This window comes from Sphingopyxis sp. MG, assembly GCF_002953155.1.
In the GTDB taxonomy this organism is placed as follows: domain Bacteria; phylum Pseudomonadota; class Alphaproteobacteria; order Sphingomonadales; family Sphingomonadaceae; genus Sphingopyxis; species Sphingopyxis granuli.
This window is the reverse complement of record NZ_CP026381.1, coordinates 2646779-2664237: the sequence shown is the minus strand read 5'-3', so window position 1 is coordinate 2664237 and position 17459 is coordinate 2646779. Positions and strand designations below refer to the sequence as shown.

General features: G+C 69.4%; 12 protein-coding genes and 1 tRNA gene. 4 read left to right on the top strand and 9 right to left on the bottom strand.

Annotation, left to right across the window (positions count from 1 at the left end; genetic code table 11):
* Positions 1 to 48: 48 nt before the first annotated feature.
* Positions 49 to 606, bottom strand: coding sequence for a thermonuclease family protein (locus C3E99_RS12280; protein WP_104959836.1), 558 nt, complete (start codon positions 604 to 606; stop codon positions 49 to 51).
* A gap of 234 nt (positions 607 to 840) precedes the next feature.
* Here C3E99_RS12280 and C3E99_RS12275 point away from each other — a divergent pair, with 234 nt between their 5' ends.
* The 3 genes from C3E99_RS12275 (at position 841) to C3E99_RS12265 (ending at position 3492) form a co-directional block, all read left to right on the top strand.
* Positions 841 to 1833 carry a winged helix DNA-binding protein gene (locus C3E99_RS12275; protein WP_076076692.1) on the top strand — a complete coding sequence of 331 codons (993 nt, stop codon included), beginning with the start codon at positions 841 to 843 and terminating at the stop codon, positions 1831 to 1833.
* A 55-nt stretch (positions 1834 to 1888) separates the two neighbouring features.
* Positions 1889 to 1964 (top strand) — tRNA-Val (locus tag C3E99_RS12270).
* Between the two features lie 67 nt (positions 1965 to 2031).
* Positions 2032 to 3492: an amidohydrolase family protein gene (locus C3E99_RS12265; RefSeq protein ID WP_076076689.1), complete on the top strand. Its 1461-nt coding sequence runs from the start codon at positions 2032 to 2034 to the stop codon at positions 3490 to 3492.
* A 321-nt stretch (positions 3493 to 3813) separates the two neighbouring features.
* Here the strand turns inward: C3E99_RS12265 and C3E99_RS12260 are convergent, their stop codons facing one another.
* The 8 genes from C3E99_RS12260 to C3E99_RS12225 all read right to left on the bottom strand — a co-directional run bounded on the left by C3E99_RS12260 (position 3814) and on the right by C3E99_RS12225 (position 16567).
* Positions 3814 to 4125 (bottom strand): hypothetical protein, encoded by a 312-nt coding sequence (locus tag C3E99_RS12260; RefSeq protein WP_076076686.1) that lies wholly within the window; start codon positions 4123 to 4125, stop codon positions 3814 to 3816.
* 30 nt (positions 4126 to 4155) lie between these two features.
* Positions 4156 to 6831, bottom strand: coding sequence for an aconitate hydratase AcnA (gene acnA, locus C3E99_RS12255; protein ID WP_104959835.1), 2676 nt, complete (start codon positions 6829 to 6831; stop codon positions 4156 to 4158).
* A 525-nt stretch (positions 6832 to 7356) separates the two neighbouring features.
* A complete protein-coding gene (locus C3E99_RS12250; RefSeq protein WP_158682271.1) occupies positions 7357 to 8541 on the bottom strand; it encodes a GGDEF domain-containing protein in 1185 nt (394 codons plus the stop codon).
* A 92-nt stretch (positions 8542 to 8633) separates the two neighbouring features.
* The gene (locus tag C3E99_RS12245) at positions 8634 to 9644 is read right to left on the bottom strand and encodes a DUF2891 domain-containing protein (RefSeq protein WP_076076680.1); all 1011 of its coding nucleotides are present in this window, start codon (positions 9642 to 9644) and stop codon (positions 8634 to 8636) included.
* Between the two features lie 13 nt (positions 9645 to 9657).
* Positions 9658 to 10596, bottom strand: coding sequence for a DUF979 domain-containing protein (locus C3E99_RS12240; protein ID WP_076076677.1), 939 nt, complete (start codon positions 10594 to 10596; stop codon positions 9658 to 9660).
* Positions 10593 to 11267: a DUF969 domain-containing protein gene (locus tag C3E99_RS12235; protein ID WP_076076675.1), complete on the bottom strand. Its 675-nt coding sequence runs from the start codon at positions 11265 to 11267 to the stop codon at positions 10593 to 10595. The genes C3E99_RS12240 and C3E99_RS12235 overlap by 4 nt, the downstream gene beginning before the upstream one ends.
* Positions 11268 to 11328: 61 nt before the next feature.
* Positions 11329 to 14949, bottom strand: a complete 3621-nt coding sequence (locus C3E99_RS12230; RefSeq protein WP_076076672.1) for a hydantoinase B/oxoprolinase family protein — start codon at positions 14947 to 14949, stop codon at positions 11329 to 11331.
* Positions 14942 to 16567 carry a CHASE domain-containing protein gene (locus C3E99_RS12225; protein WP_234002464.1) on the bottom strand — a complete coding sequence of 542 codons (1626 nt, stop codon included), beginning with the start codon at positions 16565 to 16567 and terminating at the stop codon, positions 14942 to 14944. The genes C3E99_RS12230 and C3E99_RS12225 overlap by 8 nt, the downstream gene beginning before the upstream one ends.
* 226 nt (positions 16568 to 16793) lie before the next feature.
* On the opposite strand from C3E99_RS12225, the gene C3E99_RS12220 reads away from it, so the two are divergent.
* On the top strand, positions 16794 to 17441 hold the full coding sequence (locus tag C3E99_RS12220; RefSeq protein WP_076076667.1) for a glutathione S-transferase family protein: 648 nt from the start codon (positions 16794 to 16796) through the stop codon (positions 17439 to 17441).
* The last annotated feature ends 18 nt before the right edge of the window (positions 17442 to 17459 follow it).

The window sequence follows — 17459 nt, the reverse complement described above, 5'->3', positions numbered from 1 at the left end:
CTGTCGATGCCGGTCGGGCCCGTGGCGCCGCGGTGCCGGTTTCGGCGGCTATTCTTTCGGCCGCTGGTGCGCCCCGCGCCAGTCGGCGGGCCGGACGAAGCGCCCCTGCCAGATGCCGCGTCGCTTTGCGCGCGCTTCGGCTTCCTCGACGAAATAGCGGTCGTCGGTCGCGATCGCCCAGCCCTGACGTACCAGCGCGGCGCCGAGGTCGGACCCCGCGGGACCAGGAGCGGTCCGGCAGGCCGCGAGCGTTCGGCGATAACGGTCCGTGCCTTCGAGCGTGCAATGGAGGGGCCCACGCCCGGCGAGACGTTCGAGCGCCGCGCGCGCCTCGACCCCGCACGGCCAGCGCGTGCCGTCGGCGCGTTCGCAGTCCTGCCGATATTCGACCGCGTCGATGCCGACGAGCCGGATGGTCAGGGCGCGGCCATCCTGCCGCGCCGTCAGGCTGTCGCCGTCGATGACGTGGACGAGCGGGACCACCGCCACCGGCGCCGGGCTTCCCAGCCATGCCGCGACCGCCAGCCCGGCGAGCAGCAGCAGGGCGACCAGCGCACGCAGCCGCCGGCGCCAGCGCAGGCGGGTGAGGGGAGAGGAACGGCGCATCGCGCTCGCGGTGGAGCGGCGAGGCCGGCGTTGCAAGGGTGAATCAGGGATTGACGTTGAGAACAAATCATGTCCAAAATGGACCAAATTCGCCTGCCGACTTGCCCGCGCACCGCGGCGAGTCCGCGGCAGGGTCCGAAATGGCGGCAGATGCGAGCGAACAAAAGGGGAATATCGCCGCTATGACGGCATAAGGGCACCGGGATGGGTAGAAAACAGGGAAAGGGTGGGGCCATGGAACAGGCGATCGCATTTCGACCGGCGGAGACCGTGCCATCGCCGGATCGGGCGAACCTTGGACCGGCGACGCGCTTGCTGTTCGTCGGCCCGGCGGAAGCGGTGCCGGACTATGCGCGGGCGGGGGTCCGGCTGGTCGCGGCGCTCGCCCCGTCCGACGCGGCGGCGCATATCCGCGCGATGATCGCGGTCGACATCGTCTGGCTGGCCGACGCCGACGCGATCGACGAGCCATCGCTTGCCGACATCGCCGCCGCGGTGATCGAACGCGATTGCCGGCTGGTGTGCGAGACCGGGCTGGCGGCGCTCGACCGCGTCGCGGCGGCGATCCCGCCCGCGGTGCGCGCCGAATGGCTGGTCGAGGCCGATGCCGCCGACCGGCTGGTCGCGCTTGCCGCCGCCAGCCCCGGCGCGGCATTTGCCGTGCACGACGTCGCGCGCGACGAAGCGATGGAGCGCATCGATCGCTTGCAGGAAGAGGTGGCGCGCATCTCGCGCCTGCTCGGCGACCTTGCCGGACAGCGCGGGCTGGCGGGGGGACCCGGCGGGCTGGCGATGCCGCCGTCCGACGACCCCGGCCGCGCGGTGTCGCTGCGGTCGCCCGGGCGCGACTATGTCGTCACGCCACGCAGCTTCGTGCCCGAGGATCGGGCGACCGATCGCCAGCGCGCCAAGGCGGTGCGCCGCCTCCTGCGGCAGCGGCGGATACGCGAGCAATATTTCCCGGCCGACCTGTTCGCCGATCCGGCGTGGGACATGCTGCTCGATCTTTATGCCGCGCGGCTCGAGCGGCGGCCCGTTTCGGTATCGAGCCTGTGCATCGCCGCCGCGGTCCCCGCGACGACCGCACTGCGCTGGATCAAGACGATGACCGACGCCGGCCTGTTCGTGCGCGAAGCCGACCCCAACGACGGACGCCGGATCTTCATCGCGCTCGCCGACGGCGCGGCCGATGCGATGACGCGCTATTTCGAGGCGCTGGAGGAATAGGCGGGGCGGCTTGCCAGTGCGGCGAAGCTGTGGCAGGGCGCCCGCTCCCCGCAGGGGGCGCTTAGCTCAGTTGGTAGAGCATCTCGTTTACACCGAGAGGGTCGGCGGTTCGAGCCCGTCAGCGCCCACCATATCCGCCTTGTTGAGACTGCCCTTTCGGGGCTAGGTGAATCACCTGTCCAAAAAGAGGTCCCCCGCATGAAACGTCTCGCCGCCGCTCTGGCATCCTCGCTGCTCGCTTTGGCCGCGCCCGCGCTCGCGGCGCCGCAGCAGGGCGATGTCGTCATCCGCCATGTGAACCTCGTCGATGTCGAGGCGGCGAAGACGCAGGCCGATCAGGCGGTGGTGCTGCGCGGCGCCGACATCGTCGCCGTCGGCGCCGATGCCGCGATCGCGCGCGACTGGCGCGCGGCCAAGGTCGTCGAGGGCAAGGGTCTCTATCTGATCCCCGGCCTTTGGGACATGCACGTCCATTTCGGCGGGGGGCCCGAACTGATCGAGGAGAACAAGGCGCTTCTTCCGCTTTATGTCGCGAACGGCATCACGACGATCCGCGACTGTTCGGGCGACCTGCCCGACGAAGTGCTCGGATGGCGCAGCGAGATTGCGAGCGGCAGCCTGTTCGGGCCGCGCCTGCTGACCTCCGGCGCGAAGATCGAGGGGATCGCGCCGGTGTGGAAGGGAACGATCGAGGTCGGCAGCGAAGCTGACGTCGATGCGGCGCTGACCCGGCTGCAACAGCGCGACAAGGTCGATTTCGTCAAGATCACCGACAGCACGCTGAAACCCGACCTGTTCCTTTATGCGCTGCGGCAGGCGAAGGCGCGCGGAATCCGGACGTCGGGGCATATCCCGATGGCGCTGACCACCCGGCAGGCGGTCGATGCCGGGATCAGTTCGATCGAGCATCTCGACTATGCCTATCACGCCGGGGCGAGCGACGAAGCGGCGGTCGCCGCCGATTTCGCGGCGGGCCGCATCGACCGTGCCGAGGCGAGCCGCCGGCTCGACGCGGCGTTCGATCCCGCGACCGCGATGGCGGCCTATCGCCATTTTGCCGAAAAGGGCGTGTTCGTCACCCCGACGCTGAACGGCAGCCGCATCCTCGCCTTCCTCGACCGCGACGACCACAGCAAGGACGAAGGGCTCGCCTATATCGGGCCGAAGCTGCGCAAGACCTATGACTGGCGCATCGAGCGCGCGGCCAAGGCCAGCCCCGAGGCGATCGCGGCGCGCCACGCGCATATCGACGCGATGGCGCGGATATTGCCGATGCTGCAGCAGGCCGGCGTCACGATCATCGCCGGAACCGACGCGGGATTCCTCAACAGCTTCAACTATCCCGCCTTCGCGCTGCACGACGAGATCGCGCTGTTCGTCGAAAAGGGGCTGACCCCGGCGCAGGCACTCGCCTCCGCGACGCGCGCCGGGCCGGCGTGGTTCGGCCAGCTCGACCGCTATGGCGCGATCCGGCCGGGGATGGCCGCCGACCTGGTGCTGCTGCAACGCAACCCGCTGGAGGATATCGCCGCGACGAAGGCGATCGACACGGTGGTGATGCGCGGCAAGACTTATGACCGCGCCGCACTCGATGCGATGCTGGCCGACACGCGCGCCAAGGTCGCGGCGTGGAACGCGGAGGACAGCGCGAGCGAATAGGGCGGCGCGCCTACGATCTGGAACGGGATATGGGCTGGATTTGGAGCACGATGACTTTGGATTGCCCCACTTCGTCATTGCGAGCGGAGCGAAGCAATCCAGGGCGGTCTGCGTGCGCTCTGGATTGCCGCGCGGCTTCGCCGCTCGCAATGACGAATCCAGTCGATGTCATAACGTTCTGACGCTCGGCGCGTCGGGATGGTCGCCCGGGCCGGCGCCATGACGCTCTGGGTCCCCCTTCGCGGGGAAGACGTTTCGTTCAAAAAAGATTGCACTTTGACGGTGTAGATCCCGGCTCGCGGCTCGCGAAGCGGTCGTGAGTCAGCGGAGCAGCCGTCGGCGTTCGAGAGCTTCGACGGCCGCCTTGCTTTCGGCCAGTCCCAGCCCGGTGACTTCGCGCCACAGCTTTATCGCCTCTTTCTTGCGATTCTGGCGCAGCAGTTCGACGACCGCCTCTTCATCGCTGCCCGTGGGTACGGGCGCGCTGGAAACGGAGACCGGCCGCCCGGTGGGTCGCGGTGCCGGCGGCGGCGCGATCAGGTCGCGCGCGCCGCGTCCGGCCTTGCGGCGCAGCATCCATGTCAGCGCCGCGCCGCACAGGAAGCCCGCGGCGAAGAGGAGCAAGGCGCTCACCGCTTCGCCCCCGGGCCTCCCGCTCGCGGGTCAGGCGGCGAGCTTGCGCAGCACATAGTGCAGGATGCCGCCGTTCATATAATATTCGACCTCGTTCGCCGTATCGATGCGGCAGAGCGTGTCGAAGCTGAAGGTCGACCCGTCGGGGCGCGTTACCTGCACTGTCACCGTCTGGCGCGGCTTCAGGTCGGCGACGCCGGTGATGGTGAAGCTGTCGTCGCCCGTCAGCGCCAGCGTCTCGCGCGTCTGGCCGTCCTGCAACTGGAGCGGCAGCACGCCCATGCCGACGAGGTTCGAGCGGTGGATACGCTCGAAGCTTTCGGCGATCACCGCGCGCACGCCGAGCAGGATGGTGCCCTTCGCAGCCCAGTCACGCGACGAACCCGTGCCATATTCCTTGCCCGCGACGACGACGAGCGGGGTGCCGTCGGCCTTGTGGCGCATCGCGGCGTCATAGATGGGCATCACTTCCTGCCCATAGCGCGACATGCCGCCCTCGATCCCCGGCACCATCTCGTTGCGGATGCGGATGTTGGCGAAGGTGCCGCGCATCATCACCTCGTGATGGCCGCGGCGCGAGCCGTAGCTGTTGAAGTCGGCCCTGGCGACCTGATGCTCCATCAGCCATTTGCCCGCCGGGCTGTCGGCCTTGATCGACCCGGCCGGGCTGATGTGGTCGGTGGTGATCGAATCGCCCAGGATCGCGAGCGGCTTTGCGTCGACGATGTCGGCGACCGGCGCCGGCGTCATCTCCATCCCCTCGAAATAGGGCGGGTTGGCGACATAGGTCGACCCGGCGCGCCACTGATAGGTGTCGCTGCCTTCGACCTGGATCTTCTGCCAATGCTCGTCGCCCTTGTAGACATGGGCGTAGCGCGCCTCGAACATGCCGCGGTCGACCGCGCCGGCGATGGTGTCGGCGACCTCCTGGTTGGTCGGCCAGATGTCCTTGAGGTAGACGTCGTTGCCGTCCTTGTCCTGCCCGATCGGCGTGCCCGTGAAATCCTCGGTGACGGTGCCCTTCAGCGCGTAGGCGACGACGAGCGGCGGCGAGGCGAGGAAGTTGGCGCGCACGTCGGGCGACACGCGGCCCTCGAAATTGCGGTTGCCCGACAGGACCGAGGCGGCGACGATGTCGTTGCCGTTGATCGCGGCCGAGATCGGCTCGGCGAGCGGGCCCGAGTTGCCGATGCAGGTCGTGCAGCCATAGCCGACGAGGTTGTAGCCGATCGCGTCGAGGTGCGGCTGGAGGCCCGCCTTGGCGAGATAGTCGGTGACCACCTGCGATCCCGGCGCGAGGCTGGTCTTGACCCACGGCTTCGGCTTCATGCCGCGCTCGTTCGCCTTCTTGGCGACGAGGCCGGCGGCGATCATCACGCCGGGGTTCGAGGTGTTGGTGCAGCTGGTGATCGCGGCGATGACGACGTCGCCGTCGCCGATGTCGTGATCGCGGCCCTCGACCGGCACGCGCTTCGCGCCGTCATGCTTGTAGACATTGGCGAGGTCGGCGTTGAACACGTCGTCGACCTCGGTCAGCACGACCTTGTCCTGCGGGCGCTTCGGCCCGGCGAGGCTGGGGACGACGGTCGCCATGTCGAGTTCGAGCGTGTCGGTGAACACGGGGTCGGGCATGCCGGCGTGGCGCCACAGGCCCTGCGCCTTCGCATAGGCTTCGACCAGCGCGATATTCTCTTCGCTGCGGCCGGTCAGCCGCATATAGTCGATCGTCTTTTCGTCGATGCCGAAGAAGCCGCAGGTCGCGCCATATTCGGGCGCCATGTTGGCGAGCGTCGCGCGGTCGGCGAGGCTGAGGCTGTCGAGCCCGGGGCCGAAATATTCGACGAAGCGCCCGACGACGCCCTTGGCGCGCAGCATCTGCGTCGCGGTGAGCACGAGGTCGGTCGCAGTGACGCCTTCCTTGAGCCGCCCGGTGAGCTTGAAGCCGACGACTTCGGGGATCAGCATGGAAACGGGCTGGCCCAGCATCGCGGCCTCCGCCTCGATCCCGCCGACGCCCCAGCCGAGCACGCCCAGGCCGTTGATCATCGTCGTGTGGCTGTCGGTGCCGACGCAGGTGTCGGGATAGGCGACGATTTGGCCGTCCGCGCCCTCGCTCGACCACACGGCCTGCGCGATGTGTTCAAGGTTGACCTGGTGGCAGATGCCGGTGCCCGGCGGCACGGCCTTGAAATTGTCGAGGCTCTTCGACCCCCATTTCAGGAAGTCGTAGCGCTCGCCGTTGCGGTAATATTCGATCTCGACATTCTGCTCGAACGCCTTGGGGTGGCCGAACTCGTCGACCATCACAGAGTGGTCGATGACGAGGTAGACGGGAACCAGCGGGTTGATCTTCGACGTGTCGCCGCCGAGCCTGGCGATCGCATCGCGCATCGCGGCAAGGTCGACGACGCAGGGGACGCCGGTGAAGTCCTGAAGCAGCACGCGCGCCGGGCGATACTGGATCTCGCGCGCCGACACGGGGTTCGACTGCCAGTCGACGATCGCCTGGACGTCGTCGGTCGACACGGTGAAGCCGCCGTCCTCGAAACGGAGGAGGTTTTCGAGCAGCACCTTCATCGAGAAGGGCAGGCGCGACACGTCGCCCAGTTTCGCCGCCGCCTTGTCGAGCGAATAATAAGCGTACGTCTTGCCCCCGACATCGAGCGTCGAACGGGTGCCCAGCGTATCGTGGCCGGTGGTGGTCATAGGCTTGCAGTCCCCAAATTGGCGCGGCGGGGAATGACGGCCGAAGCCCGATCCGGGAGAGCGGGGCCAACGGGAGTCGCGCGCGCGGGTTTATGTCCGCGCCGCCTTACGCCGGGGGGCAGGAAATGCAAGGGGGGCGGGCGGCCTGCAACCGCGTCGGGGGCTCGCGGCTGGCGAGGTGCGCGTCGAATCCGGGCCGCAGCTTACGGGAAGGCGAGGCGGGCCTGAGGGCCCTGGACTCTGATGATTTTGGATTGACCCGCTTCGTCATTGCGACCCCGGACCTGATCGGGATATATACCCTTCAGGCAAGTAGGGAGCTGTTCCCCGGCGAAAGCCGGGGTCCACGCGGGGCAGCCCTGTGCCATCTGGACCCCGGCTTTCGCCGGGGAACATTTCATTGTCGAAAAGGGATAATTGCCGACCTGATCCGGGGGAAGCAATCCAGAGCGGTTTGCGCACACTCTGGATTGCCGCGTCGCTTCGTTCCTCGCGGGTAACGATTCCAACGCATGTCATCATGCTCTAGGCGCTGGCGGACAGGGGCGGTGCGGGGGCCGGCGCCGCGAAGGCGCGCACGCGGTCGCGGCCCGCGCGCTTCGCGTCGTAAAGCGCCTGGTCGGCCTGGCGCAGCAGCGCCGACAGGCCGGCGCCGGGCGTGCTCGCGGCAAGGCCGAAGCTGGCGGTGGGGGTCAGCGCGGGCGGGATGCGTCCGGCGCAGGTGGCGGACAGGCCCGCACGGATAGCCTCGGCCAGTTGCCGTGCCGCCGTGATCCCCGCGCCGGGGATCAGCACCGCGAATTCCTCTCCGCCGATCCGCCCCGCGATCATGTCGGCCGGCCCTTCGCGCCGCATGATTTCGCCGAAGGCGGTGATGATCGCGTCGCCGACCGCATGGCCGTAGCGGTCGTTGACCCGCTTGAAATGGTCGAGGTCGGCGATCAGCAGCGCCGCGATGCGTCCGTCGCCGTCGCAGCGGCGCAGCGCGGCGGTCGCCGTCGCCTCGAACCCGCGGCGGTTGAGCAGGCCCGAGAGCGGGTCGGCCTGCGCCTCTGCCCGCAATTCGGCCAGCATGTCGACCGCGACCGCGACCATCAGGCTGATCGCCGCCATGACCGATACCATCGCCTGGCTGAACTGGACCGTCGTCCAATAGACCGACTGCTGGAAGCCGTCGTAATCGGCGAAGCCGCCGCTGAAGGTCAGGATGACGATCGGCCGCACGATCAGGTTGGCGGCGCAGAGCGCGGCCACCCAGAACAGCAGCCGGTCGATCAGGTGCGGCTTGTCGATCGGCCACAAGGCCCGCACGACCATCAGCGCGACGATGCCGGTGCCGAGGCTGATCGAATAGATGCGCCCGCCGATGCTCGGCCGGCCGAGCAGGAACCAGACGAAGACCGCCAGCGAGGCCGCCGCGGTGAGCGCCATCGCGCGCCAGGGCACCGGCAGGCCGTAACGCTGGATGATCGCGGCCGCGAACAGCACGCCGGTCAGCAGGAATCCGGCATTGGCGGGCAGCCGCTGCAATTCCATCGGCAGCACCGGCGCGAGGTCCTGGATCAGGAAGGCGCAGGCGGTCGCGACATAGGCCGCGGCGGCATAAGCGATATAACGCTCGCGCCGGTTCAGCCACATCAGGAAGAAGGCGCCGGCGAACAGCAGGCCGATGCCCGGATTGAGCAAGGATATGAAGAGCTGTCCCGTCAAATCGGCTTCCTGCGTGACCGGAGGAGACCATAGCGAGGCCATGGATAACAAGTCGTTACGGTGCGATGCAGCCCGGCGAGAGTATGTAACGGTTAGGAGCGGTCTTCTCTGTCCGCCAGCCCGTCGAGCGCGAGGAGTGCGAAGCTCGCCAGCCAGTGCTCGCCCATATAATCGCCGGTGACGTGCGGCAGCGCGGCGTCGAGGTGGCGCAGCGCGCTCGCCTCGGCCTCCGCGACGACCGGGTGGCCGGCCGGAAGCGCGGCGGCGATCGCGCGCCAGCACCAGGCGCGGCTGAGGTTGAGGCCGTCGAGATGGGCGATCTTGCCGTCGCTGCGGTCGGACACCGTCGCGGGGGTGAAAAGCGTCGCGGGCGTCCGTTGCGCGGCGCGCGGCAGGAAGGCGTCGAACCAGTCGGCGAATCGGGCGCCGCGCACGACCGCCATCAGATGCGCCTCGGTCAGCGCAGACGAGAGGAACTCGTCGCCGCCCGGCTCCCACGCCTGGCAATCGGCATCGCCGCCGAACCAGTCCTGCGCGCGGGCGTCGATCAGCGCGACCAGCGCCGGATCGCGCGGGCCCGCCCAATGGCGCGCGAGCAGCAGCGCGAAGGCGATGTTGAAATGCGTCCCGACGCGCAAGGGATAAGTCAGCTTGGGCAGGAAGGCATGGAAACGCGCGGCGAAAGCGGCCGCGAGCGGTTCGAGCGCCGCGGCCCAGGGGGCATCGTGCGCCGCCGCCTCGGCGTGGAGCGCGAGCAGCCATGCCCAGCCATAGGGGCGCTCGAACCCGGTCGCGGTCGGGCGGTCGAGGAAGGCGAGTTCGCCCGCCACCTTGCCGGGCACCAGCATCGCGTCGGCGCGCGCGCGGATGGCGGCGGCGACGGGCAGGTCGGGAAAGCGCCGCGCGAGGCGAAGGACCTGCCACCAGCCGTGGACGCAGCTGTGCCAGTCGAAACTGCCGTGGAAGATCGGGTGATGATCGCGCGGCGGCTTTGCATCCTCCGGCCCCGCCATGACGAGATCCATCTTGTAGGGATATTCGCGGCCGAGATGCGACAGCGTCGCGGTCGCGAAGCGGGTGGCGTGTTCGGGGGAAAGGTGCATGGGTTCCGTCGGATTAGAAGGCGAAGAGCCAGATGAAGAAGATGTTCACCGCGAGTAGCGGGATGGCGGTGCCGATCTGCGCCCGGATCACGCCATAGGGGCTTTTCAGTTCGAGCAGCGCCGCGGGCACGAGGTTGAAATTGGCGGCCATCGGGGTCATCAGCGTGCCGCAGAAACCCGCGAGCATGCCGATCGCCGCAACGACGGCGGGATTGCCGCCATATTGCTGGATCAGCAGCGGCATGCCGATCGCGGCGATCATCACCGGAAAGGCCGCGAAGGCATTGCCCATCACGATGGTGAACAGCGCCATGCCGAGACCGAAGGCGAGCACGGCGCCGAACAGGCTGCCTTCGGGAATCGCGCCGCCGATCAGGCCGCCCACCACCTCGCCGACGCCGGCGAGCGCAAACACCGCGCCGAGGCTGGCGAGCATCTGCGGCAGCACCGCCGCCCAGCCGACCGAATCGAGCAGCCGGCGCCCCTGCTGCGCCGGGAGCAGCAGCGGCGGGCGCAGCCGCGCCATGCCGACCGCGAGCGCGATCAGCACGCCGAGCGCGAGCGAGATCAGCGTCGCCTGCTTCGGATCGGCGATGCCGGGCACCCATTTGAACAGAAAGGTCCCCGCCAGCGCGACCGCCGGGATGATCAGCGCGACGAGAAGCAGGAAATTGCCGTGGCGCGCGGCGCTGTCCGCCTGCTCCTCGGCCGGGATGTCGCCGCCGGGGGCCTTGCCGATCTGGCCCGCCCCGGCGATGGCGACGAGCGCGAGGACGAGCAGCCCGTTGCCGAAATCGCCGAGCCGGTCGCCGGCGAGCATCGACACGGCGAGCAGGCCCCAGAAGGCGGCATTGCCGAAGCGCTTGGGATTCGTGGCGTCGAGCAGGCCGAGCAGTGCGAACAGCGCGAAGGCCAGCCCCGAAAGGACGTAGACGAAGCCGAGGGTGATCATGCGCCGCCCTCCGCCTTTTGCGCCATGCGCCGTTCGAGCCGCCGCAGGCGCCAGGCGTGGATGATGAAGGCCGCGATCGCGGTCGGGATCGCCCAGACCGACAGGTGCAGCGGCTCTATGTCGTAGCCATAGCCTTCGAGCACGCCCTTCATCAGCAGGATCGAGCCGATGGCGAGGAAGATGTCCTCGCCGAAGAAGAGGCCGATATTGTCGGTCGCCGCCGAAAAGCCCTTCACCTCCTCGTGCTGCGCGTCGCTGAGCGCCGGGTTCTGCGTATCGGCGGCGGCTTCCGCCATCGGCGCGACGAGCGGCCGCACCGTCTGCGCGTGCCCCGCGACCGACGTCAGGCCGACCGCGGACAGAAGCTGGCGCAGCAGCAGGTAGCCGGTGAGCAGGCGTCCGAGCGTCGCCCCCTTCATCCGTCCGATCAGCGTCCGCGCATGCTGTTGCAGGCCATAGGCTTCGAGCAGGCCGATCACCGGCAGCACGATCCACACGATCGAGACGTAGCGCGTGTCGTTGAACGCCTTGCCGAAGGCGGCGACGATCGCGGTCACGTCGAGCCCCGCCGCAAGCCCGGTCGCAAGCGCCGAGGCCATGATGACCAGCAGCGGATTGAAGCGGAGCAGGAAGCCCGCGATGATGATGAGGATGCCGATCAGGACGAGCATGGCTCAGGCCCGTCGGACGTCGAACCCCGGCTTTCGCCGGGGCGAACATAGGCACGCCCCCTCATCGCTCCTCCCCCGCTTCGCCATAGCCGCCGCCGCCCGGCGTCTCGATCACGAAGGCGTCGCCGGCTTCCAGGTTCGCGCTGCCCGTCGCGGCGAGCCGTTCGACCGATCCGTCGGCGCGCTCGACCCAGTTGCGGCCGGGCGCGCCGTCCGCGCCGCCCGCGAGCCCCTTGGGCGGCACGGTGCGGCGGTTGGCGAGAATGTTCGCCACCATCGGCGCGCGAAAGCGGATGTGGCGCGTCGCGCCGTCGCCGCCGGTCCAGCGCCCCTTGCCGCCCGAACCGCGGCGGATCGAGAATTCCTCGACGATCACCGGAAAGCGCGTCTCCATCACCTCCGGGTCGGTCATGCGGCTGTTGGTCATGTGCGTCTGGATGACCGCGGTGCCGTCGAAGCCCGGGCCCGCGCCCGAACCGCCGGCGATCGTCTCGTAATATTGGCGCTGCGCGTCGCCGAAGGTGAAATTATTCATCGTCCCCTGCGCGCAGGCCATCGCGCCGAAGGCGGCGAAGAGCGCATCGGTGATCACCTGGCTCGTCTCGACATTGCCCGCGACGACGGCGGCGGGATGGCGCGGGCTGAGCATCGAATCGGGCGGCACGACCAGCGTCACCGGCGCAAGGCAGCCCTCGTTCATCGGGATCGGGTCGTCGAGCATCGTGCGCAGCACATAGAGGACGGCGGCGCGGACGACCGGCAGCGGCGCGTTGAAATTGTCGGGCAGCGTCGGCGACGAGCCGGTGAAGTCGATCGTGACATGGCGCGCCGCGCGGTCGACCCGCACCGCGACGGCGACCTCCGCGCCATTGTCCATCGCATAGCGGAAGGCGCCGTCGTCGAGGCGGGCGACGAGCTGGCGCACCGCGGCTTCGGCCTGGCGCTGGCCGTGCGCCATATAGGCGGCGACGGTGGCGGACCGGTGCGCGGCGGACAGGTCGGCGAGCGCGCTGGCGCCGCGCTGACACGCCGCGACCTGCGCCTTGAGGTCGGCGATGTTGAGCGCCGGGTTGCGCGCCGGAAAGGCGCCGGCGGTCAGATGCGCATGGACATCGGCGTCGAGGAAACGGCCGTCGTCGACGATCAGCCGGTTGTCGAACAATATGCCTTCCTCGTCGATGCTGCGGCTGTTCGGCGGCATCGAGCCGGGGGCGATGCCGCCGAGATCGGCATGGTGGCCGCGCGCGGCGACGAAGAAGGCGGGGGCGTCGGTTCGCCCCTCCACGAACACCGGCATGATGACGGTGATGTCGGGCAGGTGGGTGCCGCCATCATAAGGGGCGTTGAGCGCATAGGCGTCGCCGGGGCGCAGCCCGCGTCCGTCGCGCGGCCGGCCGTCGGCATCGGGTCCGCGCCGGCGCAGGATCGTGCGGACGCTCTCCCCCATCGAACCGAGGTGGACCGGCATGTGCGGCGCATTGGCGACGAGCCGCCCTTCGCCATCGAACAGCGCGCAGGAGAAGTCGAGCCGCTCGCGGATGTTGATCGACGAGGCGCTGTGCTGAAGCGCGCCGCCCATTTCCTCCGCGATTGCCATGAACAGGCTGTTGAAGATTTCGAGACGGATGGGGTCGGGTTGCTCTTCCTCCCCTTCGGGGGCGGAACCATCGGCCTGGCGCAGGGCCGCGCCCGTTCTTGAGAGCAGCAGCGTGCCTTCGGGCGCGACCGTGGCCGTCCATCCCGGCTCGACCACCGTGGTCGCGAGCGCGTCGACGATGATCGCGGGCCCGGCGACGGTGCGGCCGGGGGCGAGCGCGGCGCGCTGGTGGAGCGGCACGCGGTGTGCGGCGCCCGCGAGCCAGGCGGTGACGATTTCGGGTTCGGCTTCGGCCGTGGGCGCGGGCGGCGGCAGAGCGGAGGGGGCGTCGTCCGCCTCGGTCAGCTCGACGCGGATGCGGTCGACGACCAGATCGTCGTGCGGGGCATAGCCGAACCGCTGGCGGAAGGCGGCGGCGAAGGCGGCGCGCACCGCGGCGGGATCGGCAAGCGGCAGTTCGATCGCATTGTCGCTGTCGGCGAGGCGGACGAAGAGCAGGGTCTCGCGCGCGACCTGCGCGTCGGGAGCGAGGTCGGCGCGCGCCTGTCCGGCAAGCTCGGCTTCGGCGGCGGCGAGGCTGTCGGCGCAGTCGGCGGCGAGCGGCAGTCCCAGCGTCCGCTCGCGAATCGCCGAGGGGCGGGCAAGGCCCATGCCATAGGCCGAGAGCACGCCCGCGAGCGGGTGGAGCAGGATCCGGTCGACGCCGAGCGCGTCGGCGACGAGGCAGACATGCTGTCCCGCGGCGCCGCCGAAGCCGACGAGGCTGTAACCCTGCGTCAGGTCGTGACCGCGCGCGATGGTGATACGCTTGATCGCGTTCGCCATCTGCTGCACCGCGATGGCGAGCAGTCCCTCGGCCAGCGCTTCGGGGGCGATGTTGCCGACCTGCGCCGCGAGGATCGCGAACTTGTCCGCGACGGCGGCGCGGTCGAGCGGCTGGTCGCCGCCTTCGCCGAACAGCTTCGGGAAATGATCGGGCTGAATCTTGCCGAGCAGCACGTTGCAGTCGGTGACGGTCAGCGGACCGCCGCGGCCATAGGCGGCGGGGCCGGGGTTGGCGCCCGCGCTTTCGGGGCCGACGAGCAGGCGCGCGCCGTCCCAGCGGCAGATCGAACCGCCCCCCGCGGCGACGGTGTGGATGCGCAGCATCGGCGCGCGGATGCGCGTCCCGGCTACGATCGTCTCGTTATCGCGCTCGAGCCGGCCGGCATAATGGCTGACGTCGGTCGAGGTGCCGCCCATGTCGAAGCCGATCAGCCGTTCGAACCCCAGCGGCGCGGCGCTGCCGACCATGCCGACGATCCCGCCGGCGGGGCCGGACAGGATCGCGTCGCGGCCGTGGAAGGCGGCCGCCGCGGCCAGCCCGCCCGAGCTTTTCATGAACTGCGGCCGGGCCTCTTCGCCCAGCGCGGCGCAGAACTGGCGCACATAATGATGGAGGACGGGCGAGAGATAGGCATCGGCGAGCGTCGTGTCGCCGCGCCCGACCAGCTTGATTAGCGCGCTGACGTCGTGGCTGGTCGAAATCTGGGAAAAGCCCAGTTCAGCGGCGATCGCCGCCAGCCGCCGTTCGTGTGCCGGGTGGCGATAGCCGTGCATCAGGACGATCGCGATGCTGGCGATCCCGGCGTCGCGCGCCGCCTGCAGCGCCCGGCGCGCGGCGGCTTCGTCGAGCGGCGCGATGACCTCTCCGTCGGGGCCGATGCGCTCGGCGATCTCGGCGACCGCCGCGTGCGGCGGCGGCGTGCGGTTCAGCGCGCGCGCGAACAGATCGGGCCGGTCCTGATAGCCGATGGTCAGCGCGTCGCCGAAGCCGCGCGTGATCGCGAGCAGGGTCGGTTCGCCCTTGCGTTCGAGCAGCGCATTGGTCGCGACGGTCGATCCCATGCGGATCGATAGCGGCGGCAGCGGGCCGTCGCCCGCGCCGGTGAGGTCGCGGATCGCGTTCACCGCCGCATCGCCGGGGCGCGCCGGGTCCTCGCTCAGATATTTGGTGCTGAGGGCGCGGCCGTCGGGGGCGCGCGCCACGACGTCGGTGAAGGTTCCGCCGCGATCGATCCAGATGTGCCAGCAGGGGTCAGCCATGGACCGCCTGATCGGGCCAGCGGATCAGGATGGCAAGCTGCTTGTCGGTGGCGTGGCGATGCCACCGGCCCTTCAGCTGCCGTTCGATCAGCGAGCGGATGAAATGGGTGCCGAAGCTTTCGGTCTCGAAATGCGGGGTTTCGGGCAGGTCGCTCTCGATCCACGACAGTTCGATATCGGTGCCGTCGCGGCGCCAGTGCACCGCGAGCGTCCCCTTGCCGGCCAGCGCGCCATATTTGATGCTGTTGGTGACGAATTCGTGGATCGCGAGCGCGACCGCCTGTGCGCCCTCGTCGGCGAGGCGGACCTCCGGACCGGAAAGCGACGCGAGCCGTTCCTCGTCCCAGCCGGCGAGCGTCAGTTCGCGGCGGACGATCGCGCCGAGCTCGACGCTGTCGACCGCGCCGGTGACGAGCATCTGCTTGGCGTCGGACAGCGCGCGCAGCCGCCCGTCGAACTTGGCCTCGAAGGTAGCGAGATCGCCCGCCTCGCGTGCCGTGATCCGGGCGAGCGCGCCGATCCGGGCGAAGGCGTTCTTCATCCGGTGCGCCATTTCGCCCATGATCAGTTCGCGGTCCTCCGCGTGGCGCGCCTTTTCCTCGGCAAGCGCCTGGAAGGCGCCGAGGCGGCGCTGTTGCAGCCGGTGGAGCTGGGTCGCGAGGACCGCGATGGCGAGCCCGAAGAGCAGGATGCCGAGCGGCCGGCCGATCCGGTCGATGAACCGGCCATAGGAGATGCGCACCGTCCATAGCCGGTCGGCGACGCGGATATGCTCTTCATGCGCATCCCAGCGCATGACGCCGTGCGTGAAGACACGCGGCGCCGACGGGCCGTCGCCCGCAAAGACCTCGATCCCGTCGATGCTTTCGAGCTGCGAACCGAGCACCGCGCGCATCAGGTCGCCGACGCGGAACGGCGCATAGACGAAAGCCTCGATCGGACGGACGCCGCCGCCGGCGGTCGCGACGGCGCTGCCGCCGCCGGCGTCGACGGGGGGAAGCGCAGCGATCGCGTCGGTCGAGGGCGTCGCGGCATAGACGGGAATATAGATGAGGAAACCCGGCTGTTTGCGCCGGTCGCGGGTTTCCTGAAGCAGCTCGACGATGCCGCTCGCAGCCGGCCGGCCGGTCTGCCAGGCGCGGCGCATCGCCTCGCGCCGGACCGGCTCGCTGTACATGTCGAAACCCAGCGCCGGATGGTTGCGCGTGTCGTCGGGTTCGAGGAGGATGATCGGGAAGCCGATCGGCTGGTCGGTCGTGGGCCAGACGCGAATGTCCCGGCCGTAGTTCTGGCGCAGCCGCGCCTCGGCGGCGGCGGGGGTCGCCTGCTGCATCGCGATGGCGATGCCGATGCCCTGCATGCCGGGCGAGCGCACCTGCGGCTGGAGCGCCGTCAGATAGGCGCGAATGGCGGGGCCGTTGGCGGCCATGTCCGATTCGTACAACGCCCGCACGCCTTCGAGCGCCGAGATATGATCGCGCAGACGGTCGTCGATCTGCATCGCGACGCGCCCGGCCTGATCGGCCTCCTGCGTCTGGTTGTAGAAGAAGCTGGCCGCCGCCGCGCCAAGCGCGCCGAGCAGGATGACGAGGCCCATCGCGCGGACCGAAAGGGCCATCAGCCGATCTGCCCAGGCGGAAGGGCGCATTGCTTGGTTTTCCCGTTATATGGCTGCGCCCGGCAGCGCCCCGAACGAGCGAGTGTTCCACGCCAAGGCGCTGATAGCAAGCGCGTTTGTCGGGGTCGCCGCGCACGTCGCGCCGTCGCTTTCGTCCGCCGTTGCGGGTTGCGGTCCGCGGTCTCTTCCCTATGCTGGGTGGGCAGCGGCGAAGGGGGAAGGTTCGATGATCGTCTATGGTTCGGTGTTATCGCCTTTCGTGCGGAAATTGCTCGGCTATCTGGGCGAGAAGGGGATCGGTTTCGAGCTGAAGGGGGTCGGCATAGGCGACCCCGATCCGGGGTTCCGCGCCGCCTCGCCGCTCGGCAAGATGCCGGCGATCGACGACGACGGCTATCGGCTCGCCGATTCGAGCGCGATCATACACTATCTGGAAGCGAAGCATCCCGAGCCCGAACTGATTCCCGCCGATCCGCAATTGCGCGGTCGGACGATCTGGTGGGAGGAGTTCGGCGATACGCTGCTCGCGGCGTGCAGCGGCAAATTATTCTTCAACCGCGTCGTCGCGCCGCACGTCCTGAAACGCGAGGGCGACCTGGCCGCGGCGGCGCAGGCGGAGGCCGAAGACCTGCCGAAGCTGCTCGCCTATCTGGAGGAGGCGATCCCCGCGAGCGGCTTTCTGGTCGGCGACCGGCTGACGCTCGCCGACCTTGCCGCCGTCTCGCCGCTGGTGAACGTCCGCCATTGCAGCGCCGGGGCCGATCCGGCGCGCTATCCGAAGATCGCGGCGTGGAGCGCGGCGATCCTGTCGCGTCCCAGCCTTGCCCCGTGGATCGCCAGGGACGAGCGGATGATGGCGGCGCTCGCCGGATAGGGCGGCGTGCGGTCCGCC

Bases quoted from the DNA above. Each gene is read 5' to 3' on its own strand.
- C3E99_RS12280 (WP_104959836.1), bottom strand. From the start codon at position 606: ATGCGCCGTTCCTCTCCCCTCACCCGCCTGCGCTGGCGCCGGCGGCTG.
- C3E99_RS12275 (WP_076076692.1), top strand. From the start codon at position 841: ATGGAACAGGCGATCGCATTTCGACCGGCGGAGACCGTGCCATCGCCG.
- C3E99_RS12265 (WP_076076689.1), top strand. From the start codon at position 2,032: ATGAAACGTCTCGCCGCCGCTCTGGCATCCTCGCTGCTCGCTTTGGCC.
- acnA (WP_104959835.1), bottom strand. From the start codon at position 6,831: ATGACCACCACCGGCCACGATACGCTGGGCACCCGTTCGACGCTCGAT.
- C3E99_RS12245 (WP_076076680.1), bottom strand. From the start codon at position 9,644: ATGCACCTTTCCCCCGAACACGCCACCCGCTTCGCGACCGCGACGCTG.
- C3E99_RS12240 (WP_076076677.1), bottom strand. From the start codon at position 10,596: ATGATCACCCTCGGCTTCGTCTACGTCCTTTCGGGGCTGGCCTTCGCG.
- C3E99_RS12235 (WP_076076675.1), bottom strand. From the start codon at position 11,267: ATGCTCGTCCTGATCGGCATCCTCATCATCATCGCGGGCTTCCTGCTC.
- C3E99_RS12230 (WP_076076672.1), bottom strand. From the start codon at position 14,949: ATGGCTGACCCCTGCTGGCACATCTGGATCGATCGCGGCGGAACCTTC.
- C3E99_RS12225 (WP_234002464.1), bottom strand. From the start codon at position 16,567: ATGGCCCTTTCGGTCCGCGCGATGGGCCTCGTCATCCTGCTCGGCGCG.
- C3E99_RS12220 (WP_076076667.1), top strand. From the start codon at position 16,794: ATGATCGTCTATGGTTCGGTGTTATCGCCTTTCGTGCGGAAATTGCTC.